General features: G+C 63.9%; 15 protein-coding genes. 11 read left to right on the top strand and 4 right to left on the bottom strand.

Annotation, left to right across the window (positions count from 1 at the left end; all coding sequences use genetic code 11):
* Positions 1-57: 57 nt before the first annotated feature.
* Both uvrB and ACGYK4_RS13595 read right to left on the bottom strand, forming a co-directional pair.
* Complete coding sequence (gene uvrB, locus ACGYK4_RS13600) at positions 58-2,262, bottom strand: excinuclease ABC subunit UvrB (protein ID WP_394456984.1); 2,205 nt, start codon at positions 2,260-2,262, stop codon at positions 58-60.
* Between the two features lie 87 nt (positions 2,263-2,349).
* Positions 2,350-2,634: an antifreeze protein gene (locus ACGYK4_RS13595; protein ID WP_394456982.1), complete on the bottom strand. Its 285-nt coding sequence runs from the start codon at positions 2,632-2,634 to the stop codon at positions 2,350-2,352.
* A gap of 141 nt (positions 2,635-2,775) precedes the next feature.
* Between ACGYK4_RS13595 and ACGYK4_RS13590 the strand changes: the two genes are divergently transcribed.
* Positions 2,776-3,087 (top strand): ETC complex I subunit, encoded by a 312-nt coding sequence (locus tag ACGYK4_RS13590; protein ID WP_067268114.1) that lies wholly within the window; start codon positions 2,776-2,778, stop codon positions 3,085-3,087.
* Positions 3,088-3,327: 240 nt separating this feature from the next.
* Complete coding sequence (locus ACGYK4_RS13585) at positions 3,328-4,782, top strand: sodium:alanine symporter family protein (protein WP_067266940.1); 1,455 nt, start codon at positions 3,328-3,330, stop codon at positions 4,780-4,782.
* 58 nt (positions 4,783-4,840) lie between these two features.
* On the opposite strand, the gene ACGYK4_RS13580 is transcribed toward ACGYK4_RS13585, so the two are convergent.
* Positions 4,841-6,223: an amidohydrolase family protein gene (locus ACGYK4_RS13580; protein WP_394456980.1), complete on the bottom strand. Its 1,383-nt coding sequence runs from the start codon at positions 6,221-6,223 to the stop codon at positions 4,841-4,843.
* The gene (locus ACGYK4_RS13575; protein ID WP_168613037.1) at positions 6,223-6,918 is read right to left on the bottom strand and encodes a GntR family transcriptional regulator; all 696 of its coding nucleotides are present in this window, start codon (positions 6,916-6,918) and stop codon (positions 6,223-6,225) included. The genes ACGYK4_RS13580 and ACGYK4_RS13575 overlap by 1 nt, the downstream gene beginning before the upstream one ends.
* Positions 6,919-7,119: 201 nt before the next feature.
* On the opposite strand from ACGYK4_RS13575, the gene ACGYK4_RS13570 reads away from it, so the two are divergent.
* The 9 genes from ACGYK4_RS13570 (at position 7,120) to ACGYK4_RS13530 (ending at position 16,742) form a co-directional block, all read left to right on the top strand.
* Entirely contained in the window at positions 7,120-8,685 is a 1,566-nt protein-coding gene (locus ACGYK4_RS13570; RefSeq protein WP_394456978.1) for an ABC transporter substrate-binding protein, read from the top strand.
* Between the two features lie 66 nt (positions 8,686-8,751).
* The gene (locus ACGYK4_RS13565) at positions 8,752-9,738 is read left to right on the top strand and encodes an ABC transporter permease (RefSeq protein WP_394431958.1); all 987 of its coding nucleotides are present in this window, start codon (positions 8,752-8,754) and stop codon (positions 9,736-9,738) included.
* Between the two features lie 13 nt (positions 9,739-9,751).
* On the top strand, positions 9,752-10,675 hold the full coding sequence (locus tag ACGYK4_RS13560) for an ABC transporter permease (protein ID WP_168613040.1): 924 nt from the start codon (positions 9,752-9,754) through the stop codon (positions 10,673-10,675).
* A 9-nt stretch (positions 10,676-10,684) separates the two neighbouring features.
* Entirely contained in the window at positions 10,685-11,650 is a 966-nt protein-coding gene (locus ACGYK4_RS13555; protein WP_209217103.1) for an ABC transporter ATP-binding protein, read from the top strand.
* Positions 11,647-12,684, top strand: a complete 1,038-nt coding sequence (locus ACGYK4_RS13550; RefSeq protein WP_322329008.1) for an oligopeptide/dipeptide ABC transporter ATP-binding protein — start codon at positions 11,647-11,649, stop codon at positions 12,682-12,684. Before ACGYK4_RS13555 ends, ACGYK4_RS13550 begins: the two co-directional genes overlap by 4 nt.
* A gap of 4 nt (positions 12,685-12,688) precedes the next feature.
* Complete coding sequence (locus ACGYK4_RS13545) at positions 12,689-13,321, top strand: flavin reductase family protein (protein WP_168613626.1); 633 nt, start codon at positions 12,689-12,691, stop codon at positions 13,319-13,321.
* Positions 13,321-14,061, top strand: a complete 741-nt coding sequence (locus ACGYK4_RS13540) for an aspartate/glutamate racemase family protein (protein WP_394456977.1) — start codon at positions 13,321-13,323, stop codon at positions 14,059-14,061. The genes ACGYK4_RS13545 and ACGYK4_RS13540 overlap by 1 nt, the downstream gene beginning before the upstream one ends.
* Before the next feature lie 12 nt (positions 14,062-14,073).
* Positions 14,074-15,279 (top strand): amidohydrolase family protein, encoded by a 1,206-nt coding sequence (locus tag ACGYK4_RS13535; RefSeq protein ID WP_394456975.1) that lies wholly within the window; start codon positions 14,074-14,076, stop codon positions 15,277-15,279.
* The gene (locus ACGYK4_RS13530; RefSeq protein WP_394456974.1) at positions 15,264-16,742 is read left to right on the top strand and encodes a chlorohydrolase family protein; all 1,479 of its coding nucleotides are present in this window, start codon (positions 15,264-15,266) and stop codon (positions 16,740-16,742) included. The genes ACGYK4_RS13535 and ACGYK4_RS13530 overlap by 16 nt, the downstream gene beginning before the upstream one ends.
* Positions 16,743-16,817: the final 75 nt, after the last annotated feature.

Genomic DNA, 16,817 nt, shown 5'->3' with positions numbered 1-16,817 from the left:
CGGTGTTTTAGGGTTGGATTGTGCAAGGGCCACCCTGAGCTGGGCGGCCCTTTTTCTTTAGCGTTTACGGCGCTTTACATTGCCGCCGCGCATTCCGCCGCGGCCTGAGGTGCTGCGGCCCGAGGCTTGCTGCGCGGCATCGACGGCGCGGTCGACTGCCTGCTGGCGCGCCATCGGGTCGTCAGCGACGGCAAGGTCCACGGCTTCCAGCCGTTTGACCTCGTCACGCAGGCGCGCGGCCTCTTCGAACTCTAGGTTCTCGGCTGCCTTGCGCATATCGGCGCGCAGCCCGTCGAGCACGGCTTGCAGGTTGCCGCCCGCCATCGGCTTGTCGACCTTGGCGGTGACGCGGTTCATGTCAACGTCGCCCTTGTAGAGCCCGGCGAGGATGTCCTCGACGTTCTTCTTCACCGTGGCGGGGGTGATGCCATGTTCCTCGTTATAGGCGATCTGCTTGGCGCGGCGGCGCTCGGTCTCGCCCATGGCGCGCTCCATGGAGCCGGTGATGCGGTCGGCGTACATGATGACGCGCCCTTCGGCGTTGCGCGCGGCGCGGCCGATGGTCTGGATGAGCGAAGTCTCGGAGCGCAGGAAACCTTCCTTGTCGGCGTCGAGGATGGCGACCAGCCCGCATTCGGGAATGTCCAACCCCTCGCGCAGCAGGTTGATCCCGATCAGCACGTCGAAGGCGCCCAGCCTCAGGTCGCGCAGGATTTCGATCCGCTCGATCGTGTCGATGTCGGAGTGCATGTAGCGCACGCGGATACCCTGTTCGTGCATGTATTCGGTGAGGTCTTCGGCCATGCGTTTGGTCAGCACGGTGCAAAGCGAGCGGTAGCCATCGGCGGCCACCTTCCGCACCTCGTCCAAGAGATCATCGACCTGCATTTCCACGGGCCGGATCTCGACTTGGGGGTCCAAAAGGCCGGTGGGGCGGATGACCTGTTCGGTGAAAACACCGCCGGTCTGCTCGATCTCCCAGGCCGCGGGCGTGGCGGAGACAAAGACCGATTGCGGGCGCATGGCGTCCCATTCCTCGAACTTCAGCGGGCGGTTGTCCATGCAGGAGGGCAGGCGGAAGCCGTGTTCCGCCAGCGTGAACTTACGCCGGTAGTCGCCCTTGTACATGCCGCCGATCTGCGGCACCGAGACGTGGCTTTCATCAGCAAAGACGATGGCATTGTCGGGGATGAATTCGAAGAGGGTGGGGGGCGGCTCGCCCGGGGCACGCCCCGTCAGATAGCGCGAGTAGTTCTCGATCCCGTTGCAGACGCCGGTGGCCTCCAGCATCTCGATATCGAAATTGGTGCGCTGCTCCAGCCGCTGCGCCTCCAGCAGCTTGCCGTCGGCGACAAGCTGGTCGAGCCGGGTGCGCAGCTCTTTCTTGATGCCCTGAATGGCCTGCTGCATCGTCGGCTTCGGCGTCACGTAGTGGCTGTTGGCGTAGACGCGGATCTGGTCGAACGTATCGGTCTTCTCACCTGTGAGCGGGTCGAACTCGGTGATGCTCTCCAACTCCTCGCCAAAGAAAGACAGCCGCCACGCGCGGTCATCAAGGTGGGCGGGGAAGATTTCAAGACTGTCGCCGCGCACCCTAAAGGAGCCCCGCTGGAAGGCCGCGTCGTTGCGCTTGTACTGCTGGGCCACCAGATCGGCGATGACTTTGCGCTGGTCGTACATGCTGCCCGCTTTCAGGTCTTGGGTCATCGCGCCATAGGTCTCGACGCTACCGATGCCGTAGATGCAGGAGACCGAGGCCACGATGATCACGTCGTCACGCTCCAGCAGCGCCCGGGTGGCCGAGTGGCGCATCCGGTCGATCTGCTCGTTAATCTGGCTCTCCTTCTCGATGAAGGTGTCGGAACGCGCGACATAGGCCTCGGGCTGGTAATAGTCGTAGTAGGAGACGAAATATTCCACCGCGTTGTCGGGGAAGAAGCCCTTGAACTCGCCGTAGAGCTGCGCCGCCAGCGTCTTGTTGGGAGCGAGGATGATGGCGGGGCGCTGCGTCTCTTCGATGACCTTGGCCATGGTGAAGGTCTTGCCCGTCCCGGTGGCGCCCAGAAGCACCTGATCGCGCTCGCCCGAGTTCACCCCTTCGGTTAGTTCCTTGATCGCCGTGGGCTGGTCGCCCGCCGGGTCGAATTCGGTGACCAGTTTGAACTTATGGCCGCCCTCCAGTTTGGGGCGGTTGCGCACGTCTGGGGCGGGGTTTGCCAGCATCGGCATCCCCTCGGTCTTGTCGGAATGGGCATAGGGCATCGCGGGTATCCTTCGTCAAGCTTCCCATAGGTGCCCTCTTTCACGCGGGGTTCAAGGGGCAGGGGGCCGCGAAGGGCGCTTTTGCCGCTACTTCATCAACCGTTTACGATTCTGTCTCACCTTGCGGGCCAGAGGGGCGAGCGAGGCGTCGATGATCTGATCGGGGCGTTTGCCCAGCATCATGGCCTGCGTCCCGGCGGTGAAGGCTTTGACCATGGCCGGGCCTTTCTCGGCCACCATGCGGTTGCTCTCACCGGGGCGGGCGGGCAGCGCGCCTGCCATGCCCAAGAGGCGCAGGGACATCACGATCTGGGTTTCCACCGCGAGGGCGGCGATCTGGCTTTGCAGGGCGAAGAGGGCGAAGGGGGTCATATGGAACACTCCAATGGGGTGATCTTGATGTAGTCTCTGCACCGCAGCATGGTAGGGTTTATTTGCGCGGGCCTGCATTCCCTTGCCCCTTGGCACGGAATATTAGATAAGGCCCAAGGTTATTGAAGCGAGAGTCCCGAAATGCGCGCACGTATCTACCAACCCGCCCGTACAGCGATGTCTTCCGGCACGGCCAAGACCCGTGTCTGGCTGCTTGAGTTTTCGCCCGCGGAAGCGCGCAGGGTCGATCCGCTGATGGGCTGGACATCTTCCGATGATACGCAAAGCCAAGTGCGCTTGCAGTTCGACACCCGCGAAGCCGCCGAAGAATACGCCCGCGATCATGGCATCGACGCGCAGGTGCAACTGCCCAACAAGCGCAAGCCCAACGTCCGCCCCGGCGGCTATGGCGAGAATTTCGCGACCGGTCGCCGTGGGGCGTGGACGCACTGAGGGCGTGAAGACTGGGGGTGTGAAGGTGGTCGCTTGCTTGCGCGGGCCATGCGCCCGCCCTTCGGCCCGCGCCACTATTCATCTGACCGCGTAGCAGGTAGCACCACATTTTCGCGCGGTGGCGTGCAGCCCCGCGACGATCGATACTGACGCCCGCCGGGCGTTTTCATTTCGGTTCAAAGCTTTCCCTTGTCTGCCGACGCGTTAGTTGTTGAACATGCAAACGAGGGGGACAAGAATATGACCGCAATCGTCGATTTCCTGAACACCGTCTTATGGGGCTACGTCCTCGTATATGGCCTGCTGGCTGTCGGGCTTTACTTCACTTGGCGCACTGGTTTCCTGCAATTCCGGCATTTCGCCGAATTCTTTCGCGTGGTCAGATCCTCGCGTGACACTTCCGCCGCGGGCATTTCACCATTTCAGGCGCTGACGATCTCTCTCGCCAGCCGGGTCGGTACGGGCAACCTCGCCGGGGTGGCCGTGGCGATCTATCTCGGCGGGCCGGGGGCTGTGTTCTGGATGTGGGTTGTGGCGCTCGTCGGCATGGCGACGGCCTATGCGGAATCGACCTTGGCGCAGCTTTACAAGGTTCGGAACGCGGATGGGCAATACCGTGGCGGGCCGGCTTTCTACATGTCCCGGGGCATCGGGTCGAACGCCATGGGCTATGTCTTTTCGGTCTGCCTCATCATCAGCTTCGGCCTGATCTTCTCGGCGGTGCAGGCAAACTCGATCTCCGTCGCGATGGAGGAAGCCTTTGCCATTCCCAAGCTCGTCACCGGCCTTGTCGTCGGCGGTTTTGCGGGCATCGTCATCTTCGGCGGGATCAAATCCATTGCGCGGGTCGCGGAAAAGATCGTTCCCGCCATGGCCGGGCTCTATATCGTCGTGGCGCTGCTCGTCGTGGTTTTGAACATCGCCGATGTGCCCGCCATGCTGGCCCTGATCGTCAAATCGGCCTTTGGTTTCGAAGCGGCGGCGGGCGGCTTTACGGGGGGCTTCATGGTGGCCCTGCTCAACGGCGTCAAGCGCGGTCTGTTCTCGAATGAGGCGGGCATGGGCTCGGCCCCGAACATCGCCGCCGTCGCGGTGCCCGATCCGCACCATCCGTCCAGCCAAGGGCTGGTGCAGGGGCTTGGCGTCTTTATAGATACGCTGGTGATCTGCACGGCCACGGCGCTGATGATCCTGCTGTCGGGCGTGGTCGACTATTCCGAAGGTGCGGCGACCGGCATGGCGCTGACCCAGATCGCTCTGGAGCAGCATATCGGCGCATTCGGCCCGATCTTCATCGGGATCGCCATCTTGTTCTTCGCCTTTACCTCGATCATCGGGAATTATTCCTATGCCGAGAACGCGATGGAGTTCCTTGGGATGGGCAAGCGTATCCCGCTTCTCGTGCTGAAGGCGCTGGTGATCGCGATGGTGGTCTGGGGCTCGTTGCAGGCGGTCACGACCGTGTTCAACTTCGCCGATGCCTCCATGGCGCTGATGGCGACGGTCAACCTGATCGCCATCCTGATCCTGTCCAAGACCGTCGCCAAACTCACGCGGGACTATTTCGCGCAGCGTAAGGCGGGGAAAGAGCCGATGTTCAGGATCGCCGAATATGCCGAGCTTGGCGATGGCGTCGATCACACGATCTGGAACAGCAATGTTGCCCGTGAAACGGAAGGCGCCAAGCCTGACTGAGCGCAAGGGAAGGCGAGGGGGTGGCCCCTCGCTTTTACCCATTCGCGCGTGATGTTCGTTATTCTACGAGAAGATGCGACAGGTCGCAGCGGGCGAGGGCCGCATTCAGTTCTCCCGCAGCTGCGTCGAGTATGCCGCCTTCGTCCAGTGCCGTTTCGCGGTCTCTCAAGCGGACTTCCCCGTTTACGATGACCGTATGCACATCCGCCGCATTGGCGAATTGCGCAACCGTGGTCAGCGGCATCATCGGCGGGTAGAGATGCGGTTTGCGGCGGTCGAGCATGACGATATCCGCCTTCTTGCCCGGTTCGAGTGAGCCGAGGTCGGCCTCCATCCCAATCGCCTTGGCGGCGTCGATGGTGCACATTTCCAAGACGTCACGCGGCATCATCACCTCCGGGTCGCGGAAGTGGCGGCGGTGGTAGTGCAGGCATTGGGCCATGTGGCGGAACATGTCATAGCCCCGGTCCGGCGCCGCGGCGTCCGAGCCGAGGGCGACGTTCACCCCCATTTCGCGCAGTTCGGGCGCGGGGCAGCGGCCCAGAACCGACATGATGGCCGAGGGGTTGTGAACGATCGACGCACCGCAGCGTTTGGCCGCGTCCATATCCTCGGGGGTGAGGTCGACCGAATGGGACAGATAGGCCCATGGGCCGAGAATGCCGAGGTTTTCGGCCAGCGCGATGGAGCCGGACCGGTGCCCATCCTGAGTGAACAGCAGCCCATGTTTTTCACGCAGGTCCATCGCGGCGCGGCACATCGCGCGGATGTCCTCCGGGGCCTGCGCAAAGTCCTCGGGCGAATAGACCGGCATGATGAGGCAGACCCCCGCGCCATCGTTCAAGAAATCCCCGTTGGTTTGCGCGAGTTCACCGCAGACCTCAAGCTGATCCTCGAAGGACAGGCTGACCTCCCGGTCAAGGTCCAGACTGCGGTAGGGCTTGGGGAAGGGGCGGCGGTTCAAGCCCGCAGCGAGCATCGTTCGGATGCCGATCTCGCGCGTGGCATCGCAATGCAGATTGCCCGCTTCGACCGTTTCGGTGCGGTAATGATCCGCCCCGCCGCCAAGCAGCATCGTGCAGGTGGTGATCCCCGCCTTCAGCCGCTCAAGCCCCGAAAGCCGGGCTTCGGCCTGCCAGAATGCGGGGGTGGAGCCGCGGGTGTAGATCGCCTCGCAGGCCTGAAACCACGCATCGCCATCGCCGCCGCCAAGGTTGCGCGTCAGCCCGTGGCCCGCGTGGGCATGGCTGTCGATCAGCCCCGGCAGGGTGATCATATCGCGCCCATCGATCACCTCGGCGGTCTCGGGGAGGGGCACTTCGCCTGCAGGGCCGACGGCGGTGATGCGGTCGTTTTCGAACAGCACGGTGGCATCGTCGATGACACGTCGCTCCGCGTCCATCGTGATCGCGGTGGTGTGGATGATCGCATGGCTGGTCATTACAGGTCCTCGCTCAACGCGGCCCCGAGGACATCGTCCTGCGCCGCAGCGCCGTCTTGCGAGGCTTCAAGTTTCAAAGTGCGCTCCGCTTCCAGAAGATGGGCCTCCATCTCTGTCATCGCGGTGTCAAAATCCCCGGCGGCGAGGGCCGCGACGATGGCGGCATGTTCGTCCGGGCCGCATTGGGTATCGCATTTCGGTTTGAACACAGCCGTGACCAAGGTGCTTTTTGAGACGAGGTCGCGCAGGATATCGGCCAAGAGGGGAGAGGCGGCGAGTTCGGCCAGCAGCATATGAAAGGCGCCCGAGAGCCGGATGATACGCGCCGTGTCTCCAGCCGCCAGCGCTTCGCGTTCTTCGGCGATATGGGCTTCCAAGGCGGCCAGTTTTTCTTGCGCGCCGTGTTTCTTCAGCGCTTCGATCACGCCGCGTTCCACGACGCGGCGGGTGAAAAAGACATCGCGGGCTTCGTCGACCGATGGTGTGGTGACAAAGGCGCCGCGGTTCGGGATGTGGCTGACCAGCCCGTCATGGGTCAGTTGGTCCAACGCCCGGCGAATGCGCGGACGGCTGGCGCCAAAGATTTCGCACAGCCGTTCCTCTTTCAATCGCGTGCCGGGCGGCAAGCGACGTTCGGCGATGGATTTCCAGATCCGTTCATAGATCTGCTTCTCCGTGAGCTTTGCTCCTGTCACCTATCGGCCCCCCCTCAAATCTTTATTTACTAAATTTGCCTCAATAGTCGTCGAAACGCCCGATAAAGTGCAAGCAATTTATGTTAGCACAGATTGTTAACAATAATTGTAGACAGAAAAATGGAATCATGCCAGCCTGGCTTTAGTCGCTGTGATGCAGGTCCGCTGTGCTCGCAGGGCGGCACGAACAGGGAGATAACAATGACACCGCGCAAATTTCTATTCACCTCGGCTCTGGCACTCAGCTGCGCCAGCATGGCGCAGGGTGAGACCTTCCGCCTAGGCACCAATGGCGACCTCTACGGCCTCGACCCGCATTCGATGACCGACAGTTTCACCGTCTCATTCTTGAACCACGTCTATGAGGCGCTGGTCCGCTACGACGCCGGTCTCAAGATCGAACCGGCGCTCGCCACCAGTTGGGAGCAGATCGATGAGACCACCGTGCGCTACAAGCTGCGCGAGGGGATCAAGTTCCACGATGGACAAGATTTCTCGGCTGAAGACGTGGTGGCCTCGGTCAAACGGGCCGCGCATGAAGATTCTCCCATTCGCGGCAATATCGCCGGTCTGATCGATGCCAAGATGGTCGATGAGATGACCGTCGATCTGATGCTCGACGGGCCGAACCCGCTTTTGAATAACTTCCTGACCAATGTGCTGATCTTCGACAGCGGCTGGCTTGAAGAACATGATGCGCTTGACCCGATCGACGCGCAGAAGGGCGAGGAGGGCTACACCACCTCCAACGCCAATGGCACCGGCCCCTTCCGCTTTGAATCCCGTACCCCGGACGCGCAGACCGTGCTGACCGTGAACGACGATTGGTGGGACGAGCCGCAGCACAATCTGACCCGGATCGAGCTGAACCCGATCAATTCGGACGCGACCCGCGTGGCGGCGATGCTCTCGGGCGAGCTGGACATGATCGTGCCCTCGCCCTTGCAGGACGCCAAGCGGATCGAGGCGACCGAGGGCATGCATGTGCTCGAAGCGCCGGGCCTGCGCGCGATCATGATGGGCATCAACATGTCCGACACGTCGAACAACCCCAACCAAGACGACAACCCGCTGCAAAAGGTCGAGGTTCGTCAGGCGCTGGTTCATGCGATCAGCTATGACCTGCTGCGCGACAAGATCATGCGCGGCAAATCCCGCAACCTCGGCGGTTTGGTGGCCCCGCAGGTGCCGGGCTTTGACGAAGGGGTCGATGAAATCCCCGCCTATGATCCCGAAAAGGCCAAGCAGATGCTGGCCGATGCCGGATACCCCGAAGGCTTCAGCCTGAACATGAACTGCCCCAATGACCGCTACGTCAACGACGCGGCGATCTGTCAGGCGCTGGCGGCGATGTTTGCCCGCGTCGGCCTCAAGGCAGACCTCACGGCAGAGACCAAGGCGATCCACTTCGAGCGCGCCCGCGCCAATGAGACCGACATGTTCATGCTGGGTTGGGCCACGCTGCCGATGCTCGACGGCTTCTCGGTGCTCTCGGCGATGCTGCACACGCCCGAAGGGCAGATGGGCACATGGAACCCCGGCGGCTACTCCAACCCCGAGGTTGACCGTCTGACCAAGGCCGTGGCCACCGAGCTGGATGCCGAAAAGCGCATGGAGATGATGGTCGAAGCCTTCCGCATCGCCGATCAAGAGGTGGCATGGTTGCCGCTGCACGCCCAGCCCCTGTCGTGGGCCGCGCGCGATGCGGTGAAGATCCCCCAGACCGCGGATGACAAACCGCGCCTCTGGCTCGCCCGGATCGAGTAACCTGCCCCCGGGCGGGCGCCCCTCCCCACGCCCGCCCACCGATAACCTTGCCAGCCGGAGGCCAGCATGTTCGCCTTTCTTATCCGCCGCATCATACAGGCCGCGCTGGTGATGCTCGTCGTCGCCTCGATCGCCTTTCTGATGTTCCGCTTTCTGGGTGACCCGATTTCCAACCTTCTGCCCGAAGACGCCACCGTGCAGGACCGCGCCGAGATGCGCGAGAAACTGGGGCTCAACGACCCCGTTCTGGTGCAATACGGGCGTTTTATCGCCGATGCCGCGCAGGGTGATTTCGGCCAGTCCTATCGCAACAACCGCCCCGTCTCGGACCTTTTGGCCGAACGCTTTCCCGCCACCGCCGAGCTGGTGCTGGTCGCCGCCGGTCTGGCGCTGGCACTTGGGGTGCCCTTGGGCATCTATACCGCCCTCAACCCGCGCGGCTGGCTGAGCCAAGGGTTGCAGGTGATCTCGCTTCTGGGGATCTCCGTGCCCACCTTCGTCACCGGCATTCTGCTAATCCTCGTCTTCTCGGTCACGCTGGGATGGTTGCCAAGCTTCGGGCGCGGCAAGGTGGTCGATCTCGGCTGGTGGACCACGGGGTTCCTGACGGTATCGGGCCTCAAGGCGCTGATCCTGCCCGCGATCATGCTGGCGCTGTTCCAGATGACGCTGATCATGCGGCTGGTGCGGGCCGAGATGCTGGAGGTGCTGCGCGCGGATTACATCAAGTTCGCCAAGGCCCGCGGCATCCCGAACCGCATGCTGCATTTCAAATACGCGCTGAAGAACACGCTCATCCCGGTAATGACGATCTTTGGTCTGCAACTGGGCGGGCTTATCGCCTTTGCCATCATCACCGAGACGGTCTTTCAATGGCCGGGGATGGGCTTCCTGTTCATCCAAGCGGTGAACTTCACCGATGTCCCTGTCATGGCCGCCTATCTGGTGCTGGTGTCCTTCATCTTCGTCGTCATCAACACGCTGGTCGACCTTTTGTACAACGTCGCCGACCCGCGCCTGCGGGCCGAAAGAACGCCCGCGCGCGGCGTCTGAGGAGGTTACCCCCATGTCAAACTTCATGCCCATGCTCTACGCCTTCTGGGACAGCGATATCACCTACAGCTTCCGCAAGTCGCGCGTGGCGGTGATCTCGGCGCTGGTGCTGCTGGCGATGTTCCTCACGGCGATCTTCGCCCCGAGCCTTGCGCCGCAGGACCCGTTCAACATCGCCGAGCTGGACCTCTTCGACAGTGAGTTGCCCCCGGCCTGGGCCGAGGGTGGCAGCGCCGCCTACCTGCTTGGCACCGACACGCAGGCCCGCGACGTGCTCTCGTCGATCATGTATGGGATGCGGATTTCCCTGCTGGTCGGTTTCGCCAGCGTGATCCTTGCCGCCGTGATGGGCGTGGCGCTTGGCCTTTTGGGCGGCTTTCTTGGCGGGATCGTCGATGCGGTGCTGATGCGGATCGCCGACGTGCTGTTGAGCTTTCCGCCGATCCTCGTGGCGCTTTTGATCAACGGCATTCTGCGCGGTGCGCTGCCCAGTTCGGCGCAGGCCGAGTCGGCGCTCATTGTGCTGATCCTGTCGATCGGGCTGACCAACTGGGTGCAATATGCCCGCACCGTGCGCGGCTCGACCATGGTGGAACGCCGCAAGGAATATATTGAGGCGGCGCGCACCCTCGGCACCGGCAAGCTGGCGATCATGATCAAACATATCCTGCCCAATGTGCTTGGCCCCGTGCTGGTCATCGCGACGATCAACCTCGGCATGGCGGTGCTGACCGAGGCGACGTTGAGCTTTCTGGGTGTCGGTATGCCGCCCACCCAGCCCTCGCTCGGCACGCTGATCCAGATCGGCAATGAGTTTCTGTTCTCGGGCATCTGGTGGGTCGTCGTCTTTCCCGCCGCGGCATTGGCGATCCTTGTGCTGGCGGTCAACCTGCTGGGCGACTGGCTGCGCGATGCGCTCAACCCCAAACTGCGCTGAGGTAATCCCATGTCACTTCTTGAACTGGACAACATCGTTGTCGAATTCCCCACCCGGCGCGGCCCGCTGGAGGCCGTCAAGGGGCTGAGCCTCGACCTCGACGAAGGCGAGATTCTCGGGCTGGTCGGTGAATCCGGCGCTGGCAAGTCGATCACGGGGGCGGCGATCACCGGGCTGATTGAACCGCCCGGCCTGATCCGCTCGGGCGAGGTGCGGCTGCGCGGCGCGCGGATCGACAACCTGCCCGCCGACAAGATGCGCCGCATTCGCGGCAAGGAGATCGGCGCGATCTTTCAGGACCCGCTGACCAGCCTCAACCCGGTCTATACCGTGGGCGAGCAACTTATCGACACGATGCGCGTGCATCTCGGGCTCGACCAGAAGACCGCCCGCCAGCGGGCCATCGACTGGCTGGCCGAAGTCGGCATCCCGGCCCCCGAGGCGCGGCTTGACCAATATCCGCACCAGTTCTCGGGCGGGATGCGGCAGCGGGTGGTGATCGCGCTGGCGCTCTGTGCCGAGCCCAAGCTCATCATCGCGGATGAGCCGACCACGGCGCTCGACGTCAGCGTGCAGGCGCAGATCCTTTCCCTGCTGAAGCGGCTCTGCCGCGAGAATGGCACGGCGGTGGTGCTGGTGACCCACGACATGGGCGTGATCGCCGAGACGGCGGACCGCGTTGCGGTGATGTACGCCGGGCGGCTGGTTGAGATCGGCGATGTGAAACAGGTCATCGAAGAACCGTTGCACCCCTATACCCGCGGCCTCATGGCTTCGATCCCGCAGATCGGCATCCGCGACCGGCGGCTCACGCAGATCGAAGGTGCCATGCCCGGGTTGCGCAACCCCGCGCCCGGCTGCGCCTTTGCACCGCGCTGTCCCCGGGCGATGGACCATTGCCACAGCATCCGCCCCGCGCCGCAGGACGCCGGCACCGGCCAAGTCGCCTGCCACCTTTACGGAGAGACGTCATGACCCCCCAGATCACCCCCGACGACATCCTAAGCGTGCAGAACATCTCGAAACGCTTCGACGTGTCCGAACCCTTCCTCAACCGGCTGCTGGAGCGCCGCCCGCGCCGTATCCTGACGGCGGTGAACGACATCAGCTTTGACGTGCCGCGCGGCAAGACCTTTGCCGTGGTGGGCGAGTCGGGCTGCGGCAAATCCACCGTGGCGCGGCTTCTGATGGGGTTGCACAGCCCGAGCGGCGGCACGATCCGCTTTGAGGGGGACGACATCACCCATATGCCCCCCGGCAAACCCGCCGCCCTGCGCCGCCGAATGCAGATGATCTTTCAAGATCCCTATGCCTCGCTCAACCCGCGCTGGCGGGTGCGCGACATCATCGGTGAGCCGCTCAAGAACTTCGGCATCTGCAAGACCCGGGCCGAGGTCACCCGCGAGGTCGAGAAACTGCTGAGCCAGGTCGGTCTGAACCCCGCCGATGCCAAGAAATTCCCGCATGAGTTCTCCGGCGGCCAACGCCAGCGCCTGTCCATCGCCCGTGCCCTCACCACCCGGCCCGAACTGCTGATCTGCGACGAGCCGACCTCGGCCCTGGACGTGAGCGTACAGAGCCAGATCCTGAACCTGATGAAGGACCTGCAAGACGAGTTCAACATGAGCTACATCTTCATCAGCCACGATCTGGCGGTGGTCTGGTACATGGCCGATGTGCTGGCGGTGATGTATCTGGGCAAGATCGTAGAGGTCGGCCCGAAGGAGGAGATCTTCGGTAACCCGCAGCACCCCTATACGCGTCTGTTGATGGAAACGGTGCCCAAGCTGACCGTGGGCGGCGCCGAACGCGCGCCCGTGGCAGGAGAGGTGCCGAATCCGATCTCACCGCCGCCCGGTTGCGCCTTTCACCCGCGCTGCCCGATGGCGAATGACACCTGCCGGAGCGTGGCCCCCGCGCTCAACCTGCGCGAGGGCGGTCAGAAGTCGGCTTGCCACGCGGCGGACGAGGGGCGGCTGAAGCCGTGGCTTCGGTTGGCGGCGGAGTAGGGGGATGGAGTTCGATTTCACCACCCTGCCAGAACGCGACCGCTACCGGCTGTTGTCGAGCTTCGTGGCGCCGCGCCCCATCGCGCTGGTCACCACGTTGAGCGCCGATGGTGTGCCCAATGCCGCGCCGATGAGCTTTTTCAACGTCTTCTCGCAGGAGCCGCCGATCGTGATCCTGGGCATCCAATGCCGTCCCGACGGCAGTATCAAGGACACGGTCACCAACATCGACCGGCGTCAGAGCTTTTGCGTCAATATGGTCGACATGGCGCTGGCCGAGGCGATGATTACCTGCGGGATCAGCTATGCGCCGGACGTGGACGAGATCGCGACCGCCGGGTTGACCATGACCCCGGCCAGCCAGATCGACGGCGGCTGGATCGCGGAAAGCCCCTGCGCCATGGAATGTGTGGTCGAAGAGACCATCCGCTATGCCCGGCGCGAGATCATTCTGGGCCGTGTCGTGCAGATGCATGTGCGCGACAACTGCCTTGACGAGGCGGGCCGCTATGTCCGGCCCGAAAATTACCAGCCCATCGCGCGGCTGCATGCCGACAATTATATCACCTCCGACCGGCAGTTCGAGCTCAAGGTTCCCGAGACGCCGCCGGTTGGCGTGACACAGAAAGCCAATTGATGAAAATTCACCTGATCAATCCAAACTCGACCGCGGGCATGACCGAGGCCATCGCCCGCACCGCCCGCGCCCAAGCCGGGCCGGGGGTCGAGGTCGTTGCCGCCACCGCGCGGGCGACACCGCCCAGCATCGAAGGCTATGCCGATGAGGCCCGCGCCGTGCCCGCCATGCTCGACGCCATTCTTGAGGCCGAAGCGGCAGGGGCCGCGGCCCATGTGATCGCCTGTTTCGACGATCCCGGTCTCGACGCCGCCCGGGCCGTGGCCAAGGGGCCGGTGATTGGTCTGTGCGAAGCCGCGCTCATTGCAGCCGGGCGGATCGCCAAACGCTTTTCGGTCGTCACCACCTTGCCCCGGGCCGTGCCGATCATCGAAGACCTTGGCGACCGTTACGGCTGTGGCCGTGCGCTCTGCGCCGTACATGCTGCCGACATACCGGTGCTCGACCTCGAATATGCGCCGGTGCAGACCCTGCCGCTGATCGCCCGCAAGATCCGCCAGACGGTGGAGGAAGACCGGGCCGAGGCCGTGGTGCTGGGCTGCGCAGGCATGAGCGCGCATTTGGAACAACTGGGCCGCGATGCGGGCGTGCCGGTGATCGACGGTGTGGGCTTTGCCATCCGCATGGCCGCTGGCCTCGCTGCGACCGGGCTGGTGACCGCCAAGACCGGCGCCTATGCCCTGCCACGCGTCAAACAAGCCGCCGCACCGCAAGCGCGCATCGCCCCTCTGACACGATAGACAGGACAAGACATGACCAAGCCTTTGCTGCTCAAGAACCTCCGCCTCATGGGGGCGGATGCCGCCGATGTGCTGATCGAAGGCGGGCGCATCGCGCAGATCGCGCCTAAGATCACGCCGACGGGGGAGGTCTCCGTTGAGGATTGCGGCGGCGCGCTGGCGCTGCCGGGCCTTGTTGATGCGCATGCACATCTCGACAAGACGCTCTGGGGCATGCCCTGGCACCCGCATCAGCAGGGCAAAAGCCTGCAAGAGATGATCGACACGGAGCGGAAGTTGCGTCACGAGTTGGACATGGACGCAGAGCGGCAATCGGCACGGCAGGTGGCGCTGGCGCTGTCCAAGGGCACCACGGCGATCCGCAGCCATGTCGATATCGACACCGAACATGGGTTGAGCCTGCACCGGGGCGTGGCCGCCACCCGTGCGCGCTATGCGGATGTCATGCAGATCGAGACCGTCGCCTTTCCGCAATCGGGCTTGATGATCCGCCCCGGCACGATGGAATTGATGGACGAAGCCCTGCGCGAAGGCGCCGATATCGTCGGCGGGCTCGACCCCTGCGGCATCGACCGTGACCCCAAGGGGCAGCTCGACGCCGTCTTCGGGCTGGCAGAGAAACACGGCAAGCCGATCGACATTCACCTGCATGAGCCGGGGGAGATGGGGGCGTTTAGCCTTGAAATGATCCTCGACCGGACCGAGGCGCTGGCGATGCAGGGCAGGGTGACGGTCAGCCACGCCTTCTGCCTCGGCATGGGGGATCAGGCGCGGGTGGCGGGGCTGCTCGACCGGATCGCGGCGCTGGAGGTCTCGCTGGCCACCACTGCCCCCGCCGCGCGCCCGGTGCCCTCAGTCGCCGCCTGCCGCGAGCGTGGCATCGCGATCTGCGCGGGCAACGACGGCATCCGCGACACTTGGACCCCATACGGCAACGCCTGCATGTTGGAGCGCGCGATGCTCGTCGGCCTGCGCAACAATTTTCGCGCGGATGTTGAGGTTGGCTGGGCGCTCGACACCTGCACCACCGAAGGGGCGCGGGTCATGGGGCTTGAGCGCTACGGCCTCGCCGAAGGCTGCCGCGCCGATCTGGTGCTGGTCGATGTGGAGGCGGTTTCCGAAGCGATTACCCTACGCCCGCCGCGCCGCTTGGTCCTGTCGGGCGGCCAGATCGTGGCCCGCGATGGCGAGACGGAGGCGACATGGCAGAGCGCTTGAAACGCAGCGCCCTGACCGCCGCTTGGGTCGTGGGGCATGAGGACGGGCAACACTGCCTCTACCGCAATGGCACCGTGGTCGTGGAAGGCGAAAAGGTGCTGCACGTCGGCCATGACTTCGCGGGCGACGTGGCCGAGACCATCGACTTTGGCGAGGCGCTGATCGGGCCGGGCTTCATCGACCTTGACGCGCTGGCCGATCTCGACACCACTGTGCTTGGCTATGACAACCATCCGCCGGAGTTGAAGGGCCGCGTCTGGCCCGAGAGCTACATGGCCGCTGGCCCGCGCGAAATGTACACGCCCGAGGAACTGGCCTTTCAAAAACGCTATGCCTTCACCCGGCTGATCCGCAACGGCATCACCACGGCGCTGCCCATTGCCTCGCTCTTCTACCGCGCTTGGGGCGAGACGGCAGAGGAATTCGACGCCGCGGCAGAGGCGGCGGCGGACCTCGGGCTGCGGGTCTACCTTGGCCCCGCCTTTCGCAGCGGCAATCTGGTGGTGAATGAAGATCGGCAAATCGGTTTTCACTATGATGAACCGCGCGGCTTTGCGGGTCTGGCCGAGGCCGAAGCCTTTGTCGCGCGGCACGAGAACACCCACGGCGGGCTGATCCGCACTATGTTGGCCCCCGACCGGATCGAGACCTGCACGCCCGAGCTTCTGCGCCGCAGCGGTGCCGCCGCCCGCGCCCTCGGCGTGCCCATCCGCCTGCATTGCTGCCAGTCGCGGTTGGAATATGATCTGGTGCTGCAACAGCATAGCAAAAGCCCGTTGGAACTGCTGCGCGATACCAATTTTTTCGCCCCTTCCACGATCCTGCCGCATGGGCTTTTCCTGTCGGGCCTCAACAGCATCACCCATGCCGCGCCTGATCTCGAAATCCTGACGGCCTCCGGTGCCGCCCTTGCCCATTGCCCGCTGGTGATGGCCCGTAGCGGCAAGATCATGCAGTCCTTCGCACGGTTCCGCGACCTTGGCGTCCCCATCGGTATGGGCACCGACACGCATCCCGCCGACATGATCCAGAACATGGCCCTGGGTGTGATGACCGCCCGTATCGCGGAGGGTGATCCGACCACCGTCCGCGCCGCCGACTTCTATGATGCCGCCACCCTCGGCGGCGCAGCGGCCCTGAACCGTCCTGATCTGGGTCGGCTGGCTCCGGGAGCCGCCGCCGACCTGAACGTCATCCGGCTGGACAGCCCCGACATCGGGCAGCGCATCGACCCCATTCAGACGATCCTGCTTAACGGCTCAGGCCGCGACGTATCGGACGTGATGATCGCAGGGCGGTTCGTGATGCGCGATGGTGTCATCCCCGGCGTCGACGACATGGCCTATCACGCCAAAGCGCAGGCGCAGTTCGATCGGATGGTCGCGCAATATCCTGACAGGACGTTGTTTCATCCCCCGGTGGAGGAGATTTTCGGGGGCAGCTACGGGATCAAAGACGCCTAGCCGCTGTGGACGACGCCCGCGTCCGCCTGAGTTATCTTTAGAAAATGGCCCGCCTCACAGTAGATGCGGGCCATC

The sequence above is a fragment of the Sulfitobacter sp. 1A13368 genome (assembly GCF_043557275.1).
In the GTDB taxonomy this organism is placed as follows: domain Bacteria; phylum Pseudomonadota; class Alphaproteobacteria; order Rhodobacterales; family Rhodobacteraceae; genus Sulfitobacter; species Sulfitobacter faviae.
This window is presented reverse-complemented; position numbering and strand designations above follow the sequence as displayed.

Bases quoted from the DNA above. Each gene is read 5' to 3' on its own strand.
- uvrB (WP_394456984.1), bottom strand. From the start codon at position 2,262: ATGCCCTATGCCCATTCCGACAAGACCGAGGGGATGCCGATGCTGGCA.
- ACGYK4_RS13595 (WP_394456982.1), bottom strand. From the start codon at position 2,634: ATGACCCCCTTCGCCCTCTTCGCCCTGCAAAGCCAGATCGCCGCCCTC.
- ACGYK4_RS13590 (WP_067268114.1), top strand. From the start codon at position 2,776: ATGCGCGCACGTATCTACCAACCCGCCCGTACAGCGATGTCTTCCGGC.
- ACGYK4_RS13585 (WP_067266940.1), top strand. From the start codon at position 3,328: ATGACCGCAATCGTCGATTTCCTGAACACCGTCTTATGGGGCTACGTC.
- ACGYK4_RS13580 (WP_394456980.1), bottom strand. From the start codon at position 6,223: ATGACCAGCCATGCGATCATCCACACCACCGCGATCACGATGGACGCG.
- ACGYK4_RS13570 (WP_394456978.1), top strand. From the start codon at position 7,120: ATGACACCGCGCAAATTTCTATTCACCTCGGCTCTGGCACTCAGCTGC.
- ACGYK4_RS13565 (WP_394431958.1), top strand. From the start codon at position 8,752: ATGTTCGCCTTTCTTATCCGCCGCATCATACAGGCCGCGCTGGTGATG.
- ACGYK4_RS13560 (WP_168613040.1), top strand. From the start codon at position 9,752: ATGTCAAACTTCATGCCCATGCTCTACGCCTTCTGGGACAGCGATATC.
- ACGYK4_RS13555 (WP_209217103.1), top strand. From the start codon at position 10,685: ATGTCACTTCTTGAACTGGACAACATCGTTGTCGAATTCCCCACCCGG.
- ACGYK4_RS13550 (WP_322329008.1), top strand. From the start codon at position 11,647: ATGACCCCCCAGATCACCCCCGACGACATCCTAAGCGTGCAGAACATC.
- ACGYK4_RS13545 (WP_168613626.1), top strand. From the start codon at position 12,689: ATGGAGTTCGATTTCACCACCCTGCCAGAACGCGACCGCTACCGGCTG.
- ACGYK4_RS13540 (WP_394456977.1), top strand. From the start codon at position 13,321: ATGAAAATTCACCTGATCAATCCAAACTCGACCGCGGGCATGACCGAG.
- ACGYK4_RS13535 (WP_394456975.1), top strand. From the start codon at position 14,074: ATGACCAAGCCTTTGCTGCTCAAGAACCTCCGCCTCATGGGGGCGGAT.
- ACGYK4_RS13530 (WP_394456974.1), top strand. From the start codon at position 15,264: ATGGCAGAGCGCTTGAAACGCAGCGCCCTGACCGCCGCTTGGGTCGTG.